A 16,327-nucleotide genomic window follows, 5' to 3' on the forward strand; every position below is an offset into this window, starting at 1 on the left:
ATTTTAGATTTTAGATTTTAGATTTTAGATTGAAGAAAGCGATCCACTGATAAATCCGCAGGCTGATGACCACATATAGCCTTTATCACTAACATGAGGTGCTCTCGCGGGCATAGGACATAGGGCATAGGACTCGCCCCCATACCTCACAACGCTTGAGAACCGCTATAGCTCGATCGCCCAACATCGATTTTAGATTTTAGATTTTAGATTTTAGATTGAAGGAAGCGACCCACTGATAAATCCGCAGGCTGATGACCAAATTGCTCGATCGCCCAACATCGATTTTAGATTTTAGATTTTAGATTTTAGATTGAAGGAAGCGATCCACTGATAAATCGGCTGGCTGATGACCAAATTGCTCGATCGCCCAACATCGAGAAACCCGGTCATTTTTGAACACCGGGTTCAATGATGAGTTATCGCCACAGCAATTTTCCGTATTTTTCACTTGTCACTTACTTTTGGCCGAGCGCCTTCCAGGTTGTTTCGTCCACCATGCCATTAGCCATTAAACCCTTATACTCCTGAAAGTTCTTGACAGCCGTAGCAGTGCGAGCGCCAAAAATGCCGTCGATCGGGCCCGGATCGTAACCCTGCATTTCCAAACGCACCTGTAGCGTCTTCACCTTGGAACCGACAGCGCCTTTATTCAGAAGAGTTGGAGGATTGTCGGCAACAGCAGCATTGCTCAGAGTTGGAGCATTGCTCTGCACAGTTTCAGAAGCCGACGCCGGATCTGCTGCTAAAGCTGTCCAAGTTTCTTTATCCACAATGCCATCTGCGTTCAAACCCTTAGACTGCTGAAAAGCACGAACCGCCGATCGGGTGCGAGAGCCATAGGTACCGTCGATCGTCCCCACCTTGAAACTGTGCACCTGCAAGCGCTGCTGTATGGCTGCAACTTCTGGCCCGTCAGCACCCGCCGAGATAGTTTTTTCCTTTTTCACTGGCGCCTGCTCGCCCGCGTAAAAAGGCTTGTTAAACATATCTGCTTTGGACTTTCCCTCCGGCGATGCTGACGCACCCGGCTCGGCGGGAGCCGTAAAGTCTCTGCGGTACTCTTCCTGCACCAAGGGTTCGGAGTCAAAAGCAGCAATTGCCTTTCGGGTTAAGCCGGGAGCGAGCAGAGCAATCAAGCTGAAAATTGTAACAGTAGTCACACGCATAAATTTCATCCTGTTAGTGAGGTTTGACAAGGTTTCGCTGTTTTCATGTTTCTAAATCTAATTGTATTACCCGGACAGCTTTCTGAGACATATAGCAGAAGCAAGAAGGAAGAATGCCCTTCGACTTCGCGATCGGGTAACAAGAAGTCCGAGAGAAGGGGTAATAGACCGCATTGGTTTGAGCCATTAAGAAAGTTCTAAGCGTCTGTCGCGGTTGCTATATCTGCCCCGGTTTCTAGAATTTCGGCAATGGGGACACCAGCACTCAGAAGTTACCTGTTAGAAGTAGGGCCGGTTCGCATTATTCCTAATAAAGCCGATTGATTCCGAGATGTTTCGTTACCAAAGCCCACATTTTCGTATAAACCACATCTTTTAGCCTCAGTCTTATGGTACAAAGTCGGCAGTCATTCACAAATCTTTACAGGCGTATTTTGTACAAAGTTGATCTATGAAAGGCGAAGTTTTTTCCTTTAATCTCCCCGTAATATCAATTTCGGTTGTATCTGAGATGTTGCACCATTCTCAATTACTTGTTTAGGAACAGGCAAGATGCCTGTTCCACAATAAAATTCATCTCTTGTGGAACAGGCATCTTGCCTGTTCTTGAGAATGGTACAACATCTCAGTTGTATCGGAATTATTAAACCCCTCTTGACGCAGAGGATACAGAGAAAGGGAAGAGAGAGAGGAATAATTCCGATACCAACGGATTTGATATAAAAAGCCAAACTCGCGACTTATCGATTTGCGTGTTCTGCCAATAAAGCCTTTGCTCTTGGCTTGTAAATGAGATAAAACAGCGATTCTATGTAACGGAGCATATCTTCGCGGTTTTCCTTGGACGAGTAGTTCCAGAAACCGTAAGTCCGGGCCAGTGTCAGCAGCTTGGTAGTGTGAATTTTCCAGGTATACGTGCTGTAAACTCTGTCAATTCCTCGCGTTGAAATTTCATACCAATAGTTGGGATTGTGTTCGCATTTTGATAAAAAATCTAGTATTTTTTTGGCGGTTTCCTGGTTGTTGGTCGGGTTGATATAAAACCAATTTACGCCATCTTGAATGATTTCCAGCGGGCCGCCAAACTGCGTCCCAAAAGTGGGAATGCCGGTAATCATTGCTTCGAGAATTGTCAAGCCGAAAGCTTCAAATAAGGCTGGCTGAACAAATATACCTTGGGCGTCGGCGATTACCCGGTAGATTTCGCCGGACAGGCTTTTGGAAAGCCTCACCCCCAACCAGCGAATTTTACCGTGAAGGTTGTATTGGTCGATAATTGCGTAGAGTTTTTTAATTTCTTCTGCTTCTTCGTAGTCTTCGGTTTCTTCGACCCGCAACTTGCCAGCTACTAGAATTAAGTTGCATTTTTCTTGCAATTCCTGGCTTTTTCCAAACAATTCTGCTAAGCCGGTCAGGTTTTTAATGCGATCGAGCCTGGCCATCGAAAATAAAGGGCGCTTTTGCGGGTCGTCGAGTTTTCCAAATACTTGTTCCGGGTCTTCTAGAGTAAACAGCAGTTCGCCCGGCCGATCGCGATCGCCTTGCACCCGGTCTTCTATCCGCGTGTAGGGAAAGTAGACACTTTCGTTGACTCCCGGCGGCACTACGTTGAATTTAGGGAAGATTGATAAAACTGTTCGGGCTTTTCCTATTTGGTGCAGTAGGCAACAAAAGTGTTAACTATATCGTTTCGCAGCAAATATTTGTTGCCCAAAGCGCGTCAATTGCTGGCAAACTGACGCAAGTCGGATTTTTTGTCGCTGGCCATAACAGCCTGAAACAGTTCTGATATAGGTAGCCGCTTAATTTTATATCTTCTTTGAGATTCGCTCTAAGGGGGGGCGATACAAGTTAGTATCGCCTGTTTTTTTTAGGTAATTTAAAAGCCTGCAATTTTACATTGCTATCCCTCAAATGACATAAAACTCCCCGTATTTGTGGCGAATGTAACGGATAAAGGGATCGATAGTTAAAGGTGAACCGGTAACGCGATCGATCAATTCGACAGCGGTGTATTTACGGCCGTGCTGGTAGATGTTTTGTTTTAGCCAGTTGTGGAGTACGCTAAAATTGCCCCGTTCTATTTCTACGGGAATTTCAGGATTGAGTTTTACTGCTGTTTCGTAGAATTGGGCGCTCATCAAGTTGCCGAGGGTGTAACCTTGGAACATTCCGCCGATCGTACCAACATACCAGTGAACATCTTGCATCGCGCCTTCGCTGTCTGTGGCGGGGACAACGCCGATGTCGGTTCTATAGCGTTCGTTCCAGGCTTCAGGGAGGTCTCGGACTGCTAGTTTTCCCTCTACCATTGCCAATTCTAGGTCAAAGCGGATGGCGACGTGGAGATTGTAGGTTACTTCGTCAGCGTCGGTGCGGATGAGCGATCGCGAGACTTTGTTAATGGCCCGGTAAAATGCGTCAGTGGATACGTGTCCCAACTGTCGCAAAAATATGCCTTGGAGTTGCGGATAGAAACATTCCCAAAAACCGCGGCTGCGCCCGACCATATTTTCCCAAAGTCGCGATTGACTTTCGTGGACGCCGGAGGAAATGCCACCTGCCAGAAGGGTACCTTCAAATTCCGGGGAATTTCCGAGTTCGTAGAGGGCGTGTCCGGCTTCGTGGATGCTGCTGAACAAAGCTTGATCCAAGTGGTCTTCATAGACGCGGGTGGTAATTCGCACGTCGTCTATGGAGAAGTTGGTCATGAACGGGTGCAGGGTGGTGTCTTGCCGTCCCCGTTGGAAGTCGTACCCCATGCGTTCTACGACTTTACGGGTGAATTCTAGTTGCTGGGATTCTGGGAAGTCTTGGTGCAAGCAGGAGTCGTCGGCGGGAGGTTGCGAGGTGATGGCTTCGACTATCGGCACTAATTCTTGACGCAGTTTGGCGAAAAGCGGGCGCAACAGCGATACTTTCATGCCGTAGTCGCTACGATCGATCAAAGGATCGGCAATGTGTTCGTAGCCGGGAAAAAAATCGGCGTATTGCCTGCTTAATTCTAGGGTTTTTTCGAGATACGGCTCAACGGCTGCGAAGTTGTTGGCTGCCCTGGCCGCGGCCCAAGCTTCGTAGCAGTCGGCTTGGTGGCGGCAGAGTGCGGACATGAAGGTTGCGGGGACTCTGGAGGCGCGATCGTAGTCTCTGCGGGCTATGCGGATTAGGCTGGCTGCGGTGGAGTCGTAGGGGAGGGTTTGTTCGTAGAAACGCAAGTCTTCTAGGAGTTCACCTATTTTTGGATCTGTAAATTTTTCGTGGGATATTTGTTTAAGTGTAGCTAACTGGCGGCCTCTGGCACTTGCACCTTTGGCGGGCATATAAGTTGCTTGATCCCAATGCAGCAGTGACGAGACTGATTCGATGTCATTAACTTCTCTGAGGTGGGCTGCCAGTTGAGCGAATTTTGCTTGAGTTTTGTCTAGGGTTTGCATGATGGGCGTTTATGGTGCTGTTTTGCCTACAAAGGTTGCAGTGCGGCATCCGTATCCATCAATCATAGCTACCCTGAAATCAAGCTAAAAACCGCACTTCTTCCCGTATTGTACGCAATTTAGAGTCATTTTTGCACAATTTCCGGTATTTATGCGGATTGAGTTCGATCGCCTTTGACAGATTTTCGATCGCTTTGTCGGTGATGGTTGCTAAAGCTTCGGGGCTGTTTGTGCGATCGCCTGCTGCTTTTTCTAGGGCGTAAATGCAAGCTTTTTGATAGTACAGGTTTGGATCGTCGGGTGTGAGTGCGATGATTTTATCGTAGGAGGCGATCGCGTCGGTAAATCGTTGGATTTTTTTGAGGGCGACGGCGCGGTTGTACCAGGCTTCGGTGTTGTCTGGCTGCAACTCTACGGTTTTGTCCCAAGAGGCTATTGCTTCTTCAAAGCGTTGTAAGTTGGCGAAGGCTAAGCCGCGGTTGTAAAAGGTTTCGCTGTCGTTTGGCTTGAGTGCGAGGGCTTTGTCCCAGGATGCGATCGCTGATTCAAATTCTCCCATTTGTGCGATCGCCGTGCCGCGTTTGTTCCAGGCTTCGGCGGAATTCGGTCGCAGTTGCAGGGTTTTGTCGTAGGAGGCGACGGCTTCCGGGTAGAGTTTTTCATCGGCTAGGGCTAAGCCGCGGTTGTACCAGGCTTGATGCAAGTTTGGTTTAAGTTCGATCGCTTTATCGTAAGAGGCGATCGCGGCTGTATTTTGGTCTGATTTTCTCAGGGCAAATGCTTTGTTGTACCAAGCTTCGCAGTAGTCTGGTTTGATGGCTATAGCTTTCTCGTAGGATGCGATCGCTTCTGATAATTTCTCTAAGCTGACGAGGGTGTTGCCGCGGTTCGTCCAAGCTTCGGGGTAGCTGGGGTTGAGTGCGATCGCCTTTTCGTAGGATGCGATCGCTTCTGAGAGTCTGTTGAGCTTCCGCAAAACGTTGGCTCGATTGTACCACGCTTGGGGATTGTTTGGTTTGATTTTTAGGGATTGATTGTAGGCTGCGATCGCTTCTTCTAGCTGGCCCAATTTTTTGAGGGCTACGCCTTGGTTGTACCAGGCTTCATAAAATTTTGGTTCAAGTTCGATCGCTTCTTCCCAAGATTTGATCGCAGCTTGGAATCTTCCCATTGCTTCTAGGGCGTTGCCGCGTTCGTACAAGGTTTGAGCCTTTTGGGTATTGACTGCTATGGATTTTTCCCCTGAGTCGATCGGCTTTTCTATGCTGGCTAATTTTTGCAAGGGGTTTCACCTCATTATTTTTTGTCTAATTGATTCTTTTCTTTTTTATATGCGATCTTTTTCGCTTTTGAGTGCTTTCGATCGCGACTCTTTGGTTATTTAGGGCAATTTTACAGGAATTTGGGGACTTTTTCAATTTTTTTCAATATAATCCTACATCGGGGATTTGTAGGTATAGATTAATACTATTTTTTTATATTACTGCGTAGAAAAGAGGAAAGGGCGATCGTACTGAGGTGTGACAAACCTCACCCAATATCTAACAGAACTTACACATTCACCCTATTTGTAGTGCATTGTGGCCTTTATTACTACGGGTAGTGTAAAACTTTAAAAGTTGCGTAAGTCCTGATATAATTTTCACCTATCGGCGATCACTGACTTAGCAAATTGTAGAGCTTTTCAGCAATTTGAGCCTGTGTATCTGATGACAATTCACCTAACTCACGCTGAACAACCGCTGTAGAAACAGTTACCAGTTGATGCAGCCTGATAGTAGATGGCACCCGCAGCCCTGAAGCCTGAAAGTCGAGATGAGAAGCATCTAATACGATATCTGTTTCCAGTAAATTTGTTGGCAAGCGACTTGTAATATAAGCAAGAATAACATGACGCCGCGCTCCCAAAGGGTTAGTCAAACAAGCTGCTGGACGTAGTTTGTTGGCCGATAAATCATCATAGGGAAACGGTACTAGGAAAATCTTACCCTTGGTCATGGAATGGTTTACCGTCAGCTATGGTATAAATGTCTTCTTCCGGGTCTACGATCGAACCAAAATGAGGCTCGATCGCTACTGTTTTAATCCATTCAGGGTCGTGGAATGGCACGCCATCAGCTAAAGTGTAGATTTCTTCCGCTGAGTCTCTCAGAGAATCAAAGGCTGGATTTGCGATCGCAGCTTTTAGCCATTCATATTCTTCTAGTTTTGCTTTGTTAATTAGGGCAGCTTCTAGGGCTTCCAGTCGCTTCAGGTCTGCATAAGTAATGATAGCAGCGATCGCCCTTCCTTCCTGTTCTATGACAATTCGTTCTCCAGTCTCCTCGACATGGGCGATGAGTTGGGAAAATCTGTCATTAGTTACAGTTACATTTAGTTGAGTCATCTTTTACCTCGCTACTAATTCTTCTATCATATCGTGTCCACTAGCTTCGGTTGAAAAGTATTTTTGATGCTGTAAGGGCGGGTTTTACCAACAATAATTGCCTAAAACCGACAATCTCATAAACCCGCCCCGCCCAAGGGCAAATCCCTATTCTTGAATCAAGGCTTGAAACCGAACATCAGATCGCACGCTGTCAAAATCTGAGTCAGTTTTTGCCATTTCTCGGTATTTGTCAGGATTCAGATTGATGGCTTGCTGCAAATTCTGAACCCCTTGGTCAATCTGACTGTGTAACGCATAGCAGCAAGCTTTATTATAAAATGTTGCCTCATTATCTGGTTTGATTTCTAAGGCTTTGTCGTAGGAGGCGATCGCTTCTTCCCACCTGCCTAAATTACCCAGTGCATAGCCCCGATTGTACCAGGCTTGGTGGTAATCTGGTTTGATTTCTAAGGCTTTGTCGTAGGATGCGATCGCTTCTTCCCACCTGCCTAAATTACCCAGTGCAATGCCCCGATTGTTCCAGGCTTCGTGTTTATCGGGTTTGATTTCTAAGGCTTTGTCGTAGGAGGCGATCGCTTCTTCCCATCTGCCTAAATTACCCAGTGCAACGCCCCGATTGTTCCAGGCTTCGTGTTTATCGGGTTTGATTTCTAAGGCTTTGTCGTAGGATGCGATCGCTTCTTCCCACCTGCCTAAATCATCCAGTGCATTGCCCCGATTGTTCCAGGCTTGGTGGTAATCTGGTTTGATTTCTAAGGCTTTGTCGTAGGATGCGATCGCTTCTTCCCACCTGCCTAAATCATCCAGTGCATTGCCCCGATTGTTCCAGGCTTGGTGGTAATCTGGTTTGATTTCTAAGGCTTTGTCGTAGGATGCGATCGCTTCTTCCCACCTGCCTAAATCATCCAGTGCATTGCCCCGATTGTTCCAGGCTTGGTGGTAATCTGGTTTGATTTCTAAGGCTTTGTCGTAGGATGCGATCGCTTCTTCCCACCTGCCTAAATTACCCAGTGCAATGCCCCGATTGTTCCATGCTTCGTGTTTATCGGGTTTGATTTCTAAGGCTTTGTCGTAGGATGCGATCGCTTCTTCCCATCTGCCTAAATTACCCAGTGCAACGCCCCGATTGTTCCAGGCTTCGTGTTTATCGGGTTTGATTTCTAAGGCTTTGTCGTAGGATGCGATCGCCTTTGCATATTGTTCATCTGATAAATACAATAAAGCTTGTTCAAAAACCAATTCAGCTTTTTGTTCTGATGTTTGTCCCTCTTCATCAATTAAAGTTTGAATTTTCACCAATTCCCGTTTTCGTTCTTCGGGAGTTAGGGACACATAATCTTCTTCTTTCCATCTTTCCGAACAAGCTTTGATTGATTCGGCTTGCAGGCTTTCTCCATCCATCGACAACTTAAATAAACTCGATCGCCAATCAAAGAAATCCGGCGCCCGCTGAATAAAATAATCAATAGCAAACTTAGGCAACAGAAAAACAAAACAGATTTTAAAATTATCTCTAAATCGTTCTCGCTGCTGGTTTAAATTAATTAAAACAGGCGGCACTCCCCGCCAACTGTAAGAGTAAATATCCTTACTTTCCCAACCGAGAGCCTTTTTCTCTTGTTCGTATTCATAAAGTGAATATTCTAAACCTTGGACAAACAGGACATTGAGGCGATCGCGATTTGGCAACTTTTCAATTTGATTATAAAAATCATAAACCGATTCCTTCAGCCGCAAAACCTCAATTTTTTGCTGCGGAATATCTGTTTTAACTCTAGCAATCCAGCGTTCTCCCTGCGCCGGCGAACACTCAACAAACAACAAGCTAAAGCCTTTTGTCCGCTTGATACTGCGTACCAGAGCTCGATATTCTTCCTCCGGTTCTGCGGGCGGTAAATCTTCGTCCCAATCAATTAGTTCGGATTTCATGGCTGAAGTAGTGCGACTGCTTCCTTAAATTCCTGAATGCCTTTAATTAGCGGGTGAACATCATACCAAGGCTGCATTTCTCCTTCATCGTCATAGTATCTGTATTCCAAAATACAGCGACTAAATAGCAAATTGCGGTGCTGTTCGTCATTCAGTATCCGACGAGAAAGAGATACTTGTGCTAAAATCGACCATTCATTTTGTCCGGCCGTTTTGCGGTAGACATCGCGCAGGTTCGTAATTGCCCTTTGTGCTGCTTTCGCAGTAATTGGCAAATTATCCGTCTTCTTGATAGCTTCTTGCATCATCAACATCAAATTCCTGACGTGGCCTCCACTCATCAAACACAGCCCTTCTAGAGTTTCTGCGGTGTCAAAAAAATCTGTTTCTAAAGATAAATTCGGATCAACTTGTTTTACCCGCTTCTCAATCAACTCTTTCATTTTAGCAAGTCCCGGCGGGTGAACTTCACCGCTGGGTTTGCGTACCATAATCATCGGTAGCACTTGGGGAGGATTGCTATAATTATTGCTTAAATCGGCAGCGCGGTTAGAATGCACCATCGAAATCGGTACAGTGTAAACTACGTGACATTTTAAAGCTTTGAGTTGTTCACTGCGGTCTAAGAAAATTTCATCGAGATTGCTACGTCCCCCTGGGTCTTTGGAAAAGGGCACAATCCGATCTAAATTATCAGCTATCACAACCAGTTTTGAATATTTGCTGGGCAATTTATTTTTAGCATTGACAATAAACTCATTCAACGCATCAATCAGCGTTAATGTGTAGGGATTAACTTTTTCTCGGATTTTTTGGCGCAAACTCGGTTCGTTTCTCACATTCGCCGTCAGCTTGGCAAACTGAGAAATTTGCAGTTCTAAGCTCAATTTTTCAAATGATACTTCTGACAGGGCTAAATCTTTTAAATCGTTCCAGCGGCTTTCCATCCAATCGCGCAAAGGTTTTGGGTCAGCATCTTTAATTGCTTCTAAAAAGTGCCTGGTGCAAGCGAGCAAAATATCTGTATATTCTGTATCTTCGGGATTGATATCTTGTTCGTCAGCAGCGAAATAAACGACAAAATAACCTTGTTTTTTTAGATGATCCTCTAGGCGCAGCAATTCGGTTGACTTTCCCGCCCCCCGGTGTCCGGCGTATAACTGATACTGATAAGTCATCTGTTTGGAACGCTGAATGTTGCGGCCCAAGTCTAGGGTAATATTGTCATCTCCTCGCACTTCTTGACAGTCAACATATTGCGGGTCGCCTGCTGGTAATGGATAAAATGGGTTAAAGGCATCGGTGAGGTCTGTTAGTAATTGTTCTGTATTTTGATTCATAATTTTTTTTAGTATTTTTGGTTTTTTATAGGCTCAACCGCAGATTTAAGGCAGATGAACAGGGATAAACGCAGATAATTTTAATAAGAGCGATCGAATTTATGCAAAAGGCTGGGTGCACATGGCGCACCCAACAATAACTACTTTTAGGCTTGGTATTTTTTCAGAATAGCAACTTTTTCCGGGAAGATGTCGATCGCCATTTTGTCATCATACCGAGTCGCGAGCGATCGCCTCACTTCGCCCAAAAACAGCGGCTGCGACAGCCCAGGTTCAGGATGTACCACTGTACGAACCCGGATTGTCATGTAGTCTCTGCCGCGCCCAGATCGCCCTGGAGAGTACAAATCCGCAGCCGCTTGCTGCATCGTTGCTTCTAATTCCGATTCGGTGATCGTAGGTGGCACGGTAACTACTGTTTGAGCGCCGCCTGTATCGTAAACTAAAGAATAGCGCACGGCACCAGGAATTTCTGTACGAGAAAACAGTCCTAAACCCAGACCGAATATACTCGCAGCAATTACTCCCATAAAGCTGGTCACTCCTACCAATCGGAAGCGAAAACCCCATTTGAAGATAAATGCTATAACTGTTAGAATAGCTAAAGCTACTGTCAGAATTCCCGCCCATTGGGCGTACATTAAAAGGTTAGAATTTACGTTCATTTGATGATTTGTTGACTGTTGACTGTTGACTGTTGACTGTTGACTGTGGATATTAGTTACCGATACCCGATGCCCAATGCCCAATGATTAATTAAGCGTTTCGGGCCACAAGCAGATAAGTCATCATATCGCCTTTCCCCTTCACTGGAATCACGCCGCGCTCCTCAAAAACGTACTTACCCCGCAAGCGTTCGTAGGTAGCAACTGTCACCTGAATGCTGCCGGGGACGCCTTGAGATTCCATCCGGGAAGCTGTATTTACCGTATCTCCCCACAAATCGTAAGTAAATTTTTTAGTACCGATTACCCCAGCTTCTACCGGGCCTGTGTGGATGCCGATGCGGATGCTGAGCGGCTGACCTCCCTTGGTACGCATCTTAGTCATTGCTGCTTGAATTTCCAGCGCCATTTCCGCGATCGACTCGGCGTGATCCTCGCTGGGCGTCGGCAAACCGCCAACTACCATATAAGCATCGCCGATCGTCTTAATTTTCTCAAGTCCGTAGCGCTCGGCCAACTCGTCAAAAGCCGAAAAAATTTCGTTGAGCAACTCCACCAATTGGGCAGGCGATAAATGAGCCGAAAGCTTAGTAAAACCGACCAAATCGGCAAACATCACTGTCACCTCAGCGAAACTGTCTGCGATCGTAATTTCCCCGTGTTTCAGGCGCTGTGCGATCGCCCTCGGTAAAATATTTAACAGCAAACGCTCGGACTTTTCCTTTTCCTGAGCCAACTCATGTAAATAGGCCTGTTCCTTATCCCGCAGTCGCTTCTTTTCCAGACAAGCGCTAATCCGAGCCTTGAGCAATACCGGATTGAACGGTTTAGAAAGATAATCCTCCGCCCCCAACTCTATACACCGAACGATACTGTCGATATCGTCCACCGCCGAAATCATAATCACCGGGATGTAGCGCAACTTTTCGTCCGCCTTCAGATTTTCCAGCACCTGATAGCCGTTCATTTGCGGCATCATAATGTCTAGGAGAACTAAATCAAAAGGATCGCTTCGCAACATTTCCAGAGCTTGCAGACCATCTTCAGCAACAGTCACCACGTGGCCTTGACGCTGAAGTCGGCGGGCCAGCAAATCGCGGTTTACCTCATTGTCGTCAACAACCAGCACGCTGCCCTCGTCACCTTTCATGTCATAGCCTTTTTTAGAAGCAGTTCAATCTTACCCAAAAGTCGAGGAAACTCGACCGGTTTGGTGTCGTAGTCGTCGCAGCCGGCGGCAATACACTTTTCACGATCGCCCGCCATTGCGTGAGCCGTCAGCGCAATCACCGGAATCGTGCTAGTTTCAGAAGCCGCCTTAATTTGCTGCGTTGCTTGCCACCCGTCGAGAACCGGCAGACTCATATCCATCAGAATCAAATCCGGTACTTTCGCGAGCGCCATCGACACTCCCTCAGCACCGTCAACAGCAATAAAGACCTCGTGTCCCTTGCGGGCCAGACGCCTGGAAAGCATATCCCTATTCATTTCGTTATCTTCGACCAACAGGATTTTAGCCATTGGTGTTCTCCTTGCCTTTCGAGTCGTACCTGCGATCGAACCTGTCATTGACTATAGAGCGAACATCGCGCAACAAAGTATCGCAACTGTAGACTCCCTTTTGTAGCACCCGCTCGACGTAGCCGTTTAGCTGCTGGCTTTCGGTCGGTGTCAAATTTTTCCCCGTGATCACAACAATCGGTATAGGATCTCCCGAATGGGATTTGCGAATTTCCCCGATCAACTCAAAACCATCCATTTCTGGCAACATCAAATCCAGTAATATCAGGTGCGGGCGAGCAACTTTTAGCCGATCGAGAGCAGCGCGTCCGCTATCAGCTTCCGTTACTGCCCAGCCTTGTGTTTCTAGTACGCATCGCAGTATTTCGCGCGTGGCAACGTCGTCTTCCACAATTAGAATCTGACAGGTCAAATTGTTACTTGCAACGCCGTCTTGGTCGCGTCGGTACTTGTTCAACAAGGCAGCCAGCCGTTTGCCGTCCACTGGTTTGGTGAGGTAGTCCGAGGCACCCAATGCAAAGCCGAGGCTTTTGTTGCCCACAAAGGATAGCAGGATTACGGGAATTTCGGCAAGGTCAGGATCTGCCTTCAGCGCTGAGAGTACCGCCCAGCCGTCCATTCCGGGCATGATCACATCCAGGGTAATGGCGTCTGGCCGTAGTTGCTTAGCCAGCCGGAGAGCTTGCTCGCCGCCGCCGGCGACTTCTACGTGCAGTCCTTGGCGACTGAGGGCGCGCTGGATTAAATCCCGCGAGATCGGGTCGTCGTCAACTACCAGCACCGTGCCGATAGCGGGGGCGTCGGGAGGGTTTGTGCTGTCGTGGACTTTGTTGGGGATTTCCGGCTGTTTGATGGCGCTGGGCAAGAGCACGGTGAAAGTGGTGCCGGAGCCCAAGATGCTGCTGACTTCTATGCTGCCGCCCATCATTTGACAGAAGCGCTGGCTGATTGCTAGTCCCAAACCGGTGCCGCCGTACTTGCGAGTAGTCGAGGCATCAGCTTGGGTGAAAGGTTGGAAAACTTGCTGCAATTGCTCTTTTGTCATGCCGATGCCGGTGTCGGCGACGCGGAAACTTAAAAATTCGGAGTTGGAAATTAAAATTTGGGAAGATTCCTCTTGATTTTTCATTTTTAATTGTTCATTTTTAAATCTTTCTACTCCGATCGCAATTCTCCCGTTTTGTGTGAACTTGGCAGCGTTGCTGAGCAAGTTAAGCAGCACTTGCCGCACTTTGGTCATGTCCGCGTGCATGGTGTCGAGGTTGTCTGGAAAGTACACTTCTAGGGTATTACCGTTTTTCTCTACCAGCGGCCTGGCCGTGGCAACAGCACTTTCAATTAAGCTATGAATGTCGAAGGTTTCTAAGTAGAGATCCATTCGCCCTGCTTCAATTTTAGAAATATCTAGGATGTCGTCAATCAGGGACAGCAGGTGTTTGCCGGCGCTGCAGATTTTTTCGAGGTCGGGGACGGATTCGCAACTGCCCAATTCTTCGGCTTCTTCTTGGAGCATTTCGCTGTAGCCGATGATGGCGTTGAGCGGTGTGCGAAGTTCGTGGCTCATGTTGGCGAGAAATGTGCTTTTTGCCCGGTTGGCTGATTCTGCTGCTTCTAGGGCCGACTGCAAGGCGGATTCTGCCTGTTTGCGATCGGTGATGTCTTGGACTGTGCCTTCGTAGTACAAAACGCTGCCGCTTTCGTCGCAGATGCTGCGGGCGTTTTCGGAAATCCAGATTGTGCTACCGTCTCGGCGGTATACTTGGGATTCAAATTTTGACACTTGGCCGCGCGCGCCCAATTCGGCCATAAACTCGGCGCGCCGATTGGGGTTAACGTAAAATTGACGGTTGATATCGGTGAGTTCGGCGAGCATTTGGGTACTGGATTCGTAGCCGTAAATTCGGGCTAGTGCGCTATTGCCGCTGAGGTAGTACCCGGAAGGCGTTGTCTGGAATATGCCTTCGACTGCGTTTTCAAAGATGCTGCGGTATTTTGTTTCGGATTGTCTCAAGGCTGCTTCTGCTCGCTTGCGCTCTAGGGCATTGGCGAGCATTTCTCCTACCATTTTTAGCTGTGGGGATATTTCGGTTGCTCGACCTGCTGTTTGCTGTAAGCCATCGAATCCGAGAATTCCTACTAGGTTTTTACTACAACCAATTAGGGGAATAATTATCAGCGATTGGATATTTTTTAGCTGTTTTTGTGATTCTAATTTATTGATGGAAGCGCCCATTGCAGGTATTGAGGCGGTTGCTGTTTGATTGACTGTTTGGGATGGGGAGTCTGTCTGGAATTGGGCTGGATTTTTACCGATAAAATAGGCAATTTCGGCTTTTGCTGAGGGCGGGATTTCGCCAATTTCTGGAATATAGAGGCATTCGGCGCGATCGAGCTTTTCTGCAATCCAAGGGATTTGTGCGATGTCTATTGGTTTGTCGGTGCTGTTTTTGACTGCCGGAATGCTTTCGCCGCACCACTCGTAGGTTTTGTCGGCGCGGGTTTTGTCGAATGATAACAGGTAGATGTAACTGCGGTCAAACCCGCTCAATGTGGCGATCGCTTCTAGAGTTCGATCGATGCCTTTGTCTATTTCTGATAAGGGCTGGCTGATGAAATGGGTTGACAAATGGGCAATCAACTGAGCTAATTCTATTCGATACTGCAAAGATTGTTCTACTTTTTTGAGTTTGGTAACGTCTCGAAAGCTCCAGACTCTACCGACTGTTTTCGCTCCGACTTTTGAGGGCAACGAATTTAATTCAAGAATTTTTCCGTCTTTAAATTCTAATAAGTCGCTGATTTGAGTATCTGGATCTGCCGACACTTTGATCGCGTTTTGGAGAAATCCTTGCGGGTCTTTTAATTGTTCCCTGTCGAAGGGGAATCCTGTTTCGATCGTGTTTTTGACTGTGCCGAAGGTCGATCGGCTCAACTTTCCTTGGCTGGCGGACAAACCCCACATCTCTAGAAATTTCTGATTATAATTACATATTTTGCCGTTTCTGTCAACCGCCAGAATTCCTGCCTCTGTAGATTTTAGAACTGCTTGCAGTATCGAGAGCGATTGCTTGTGTTCTCTAATCTCAAAAATGTCAAAAAACACCAAGACTGATATTTCGCTGCCCTCAACGGCGGGATGGAAAAAATAGGAAACTGGTAAAATCTTGCCGTCGCGACACAAAAACTCGTCGTCCCAATTGTTGCAAGGTTGACTGGAAGCGATCGCCTGTTGTAAATCTAGTGTAGGTGCGATCGGCCTATCTTCACTCTTGCTTGCCGACTGTTTCGGCTCCGTCAAAACTTGGGATTTGTTGCCTTTGTTTTGCTTCCCGATGCGCTCTAGCAGGGAAACGCCTGCAAGTTCCGACTCTCGCCATCCCAGCAAGCGTTCGGCCTCTGGATTCACCGAGATTACACAGCCCTTTGCGTCAAGGATACACAATCCCGCTCCCCAACTGTTGACACTCGCCCGCAGTCGATCGAATTCTGAAGCTGTTGGAGAGTCTTGAGGAGACTGGGGCGAGTCTGTTAAATCCTTTAACGCCACTGTCTCGTTGTTCAAGCAATCCTGCTGCTGAAGTTCTTGCTGACTCTGAGCTTTGTCATAGCTACAACTTACCTGCTCTAATAAAAGCTGCCACTGCTCAGCAGTGGGAGGAGGAGACTCGCCGACTAAACCGAGCTGTTCGAGTTGGCGCTGGAGGTGGGGGTGCATATTTTCTGGCACTTTGTAGGCAACTTTCTACAGTATATCTTTTTAATTAATAATATTATATATACGCAGCTATACAGTTAGTCGAAAGCTACGGGAGCAAGCAAATCTTAGGTTGGATCGAAAAGCCTATTGAGCATCTGTGTTCTCCAAAACTTTTTAAACGGC

At 47.0% G+C, this 16,327-nt stretch carries 12 protein-coding genes; all 12 read right to left on the minus strand.

Annotation, left to right across the window (positions count from 1 at the left end; translation table 11 throughout):
* Positions 1 to 458: 458 nt before the first annotated feature.
* The 12 genes from QUB26_RS04390 to QUB26_RS04445 all read right to left on the minus strand — a co-directional run bounded on the left by QUB26_RS04390 (position 459) and on the right by QUB26_RS04445 (position 16,162).
* On the minus strand, positions 459 to 1,169 hold the full coding sequence (locus QUB26_RS04390) for a peptidoglycan-binding protein (protein WP_333236280.1): 711 nt from the start codon (positions 1,167 to 1,169) through the stop codon (positions 459 to 461).
* A gap of 740 nt (positions 1,170 to 1,909) precedes the next feature.
* A complete protein-coding gene (locus QUB26_RS04395; RefSeq protein WP_445299587.1) occupies positions 1,910 to 2,830 on the minus strand; it encodes a glycosyltransferase in 921 nt (306 codons plus the stop codon).
* Positions 2,831 to 3,079: 249 nt separating this feature from the next.
* Positions 3,080 to 4,603, minus strand: coding sequence for a carboxypeptidase M32 (locus tag QUB26_RS04400; protein WP_333236282.1), 1,524 nt, complete (start codon positions 4,601 to 4,603; stop codon positions 3,080 to 3,082).
* A gap of 79 nt (positions 4,604 to 4,682) precedes the next feature.
* Positions 4,683 to 5,885 carry a tetratricopeptide repeat protein gene (locus tag QUB26_RS04405; protein ID WP_333316924.1) on the minus strand — a complete coding sequence of 401 codons (1,203 nt, stop codon included), beginning with the start codon at positions 5,883 to 5,885 and terminating at the stop codon, positions 4,683 to 4,685.
* A 374-nt stretch (positions 5,886 to 6,259) separates the two neighbouring features.
* Positions 6,260 to 6,601 (minus strand): type II toxin-antitoxin system PemK/MazF family toxin, encoded by a 342-nt coding sequence (locus QUB26_RS04410; protein WP_333316927.1) that lies wholly within the window; start codon positions 6,599 to 6,601, stop codon positions 6,260 to 6,262.
* On the minus strand, positions 6,588 to 6,989 hold the full coding sequence (locus tag QUB26_RS04415) for a type II toxin-antitoxin system Phd/YefM family antitoxin (protein WP_333316929.1): 402 nt from the start codon (positions 6,987 to 6,989) through the stop codon (positions 6,588 to 6,590). Before QUB26_RS04415 ends, QUB26_RS04410 begins: the two co-directional genes overlap by 14 nt.
* 147 nt (positions 6,990 to 7,136) lie before the next feature.
* On the minus strand, positions 7,137 to 8,921 hold the full coding sequence (locus QUB26_RS04420) for a tetratricopeptide repeat protein (RefSeq protein WP_333316932.1): 1,785 nt from the start codon (positions 8,919 to 8,921) through the stop codon (positions 7,137 to 7,139).
* Positions 8,918 to 10,261: an ATP-binding protein gene (locus tag QUB26_RS04425; RefSeq protein WP_333316934.1), complete on the minus strand. Its 1,344-nt coding sequence runs from the start codon at positions 10,259 to 10,261 to the stop codon at positions 8,918 to 8,920. Before QUB26_RS04425 ends, QUB26_RS04420 begins: the two co-directional genes overlap by 4 nt.
* Positions 10,262 to 10,407: 146 nt before the next feature.
* Positions 10,408 to 10,926: a Ycf51 family protein gene (locus QUB26_RS04430; RefSeq protein WP_333316936.1), complete on the minus strand. Its 519-nt coding sequence runs from the start codon at positions 10,924 to 10,926 to the stop codon at positions 10,408 to 10,410.
* Between the two features lie 91 nt (positions 10,927 to 11,017).
* Positions 11,018 to 12,076 carry an adenylate/guanylate cyclase domain-containing protein gene (locus QUB26_RS04435; RefSeq protein ID WP_333236297.1) on the minus strand — a complete coding sequence of 353 codons (1,059 nt, stop codon included), beginning with the start codon at positions 12,074 to 12,076 and terminating at the stop codon, positions 11,018 to 11,020.
* Entirely contained in the window at positions 12,073 to 12,447 is a 375-nt protein-coding gene (locus QUB26_RS04440) for a response regulator (RefSeq protein ID WP_333143834.1), read from the minus strand. Before QUB26_RS04440 ends, QUB26_RS04435 begins: the two co-directional genes overlap by 4 nt.
* The gene (locus QUB26_RS04445; RefSeq protein ID WP_333316938.1) at positions 12,440 to 16,162 is read right to left on the minus strand and encodes a response regulator; all 3,723 of its coding nucleotides are present in this window, start codon (positions 16,160 to 16,162) and stop codon (positions 12,440 to 12,442) included. The genes QUB26_RS04440 and QUB26_RS04445 overlap by 8 nt, the downstream gene beginning before the upstream one ends.
* Between the last annotated feature and the right edge of the window lie 165 nt (positions 16,163 to 16,327).

This window comes from Microcoleus sp. B4-C1, assembly GCF_036705285.1.
GTDB lineage: Bacteria > Cyanobacteriota > Cyanobacteriia > Cyanobacteriales > Microcoleaceae > Microcoleus.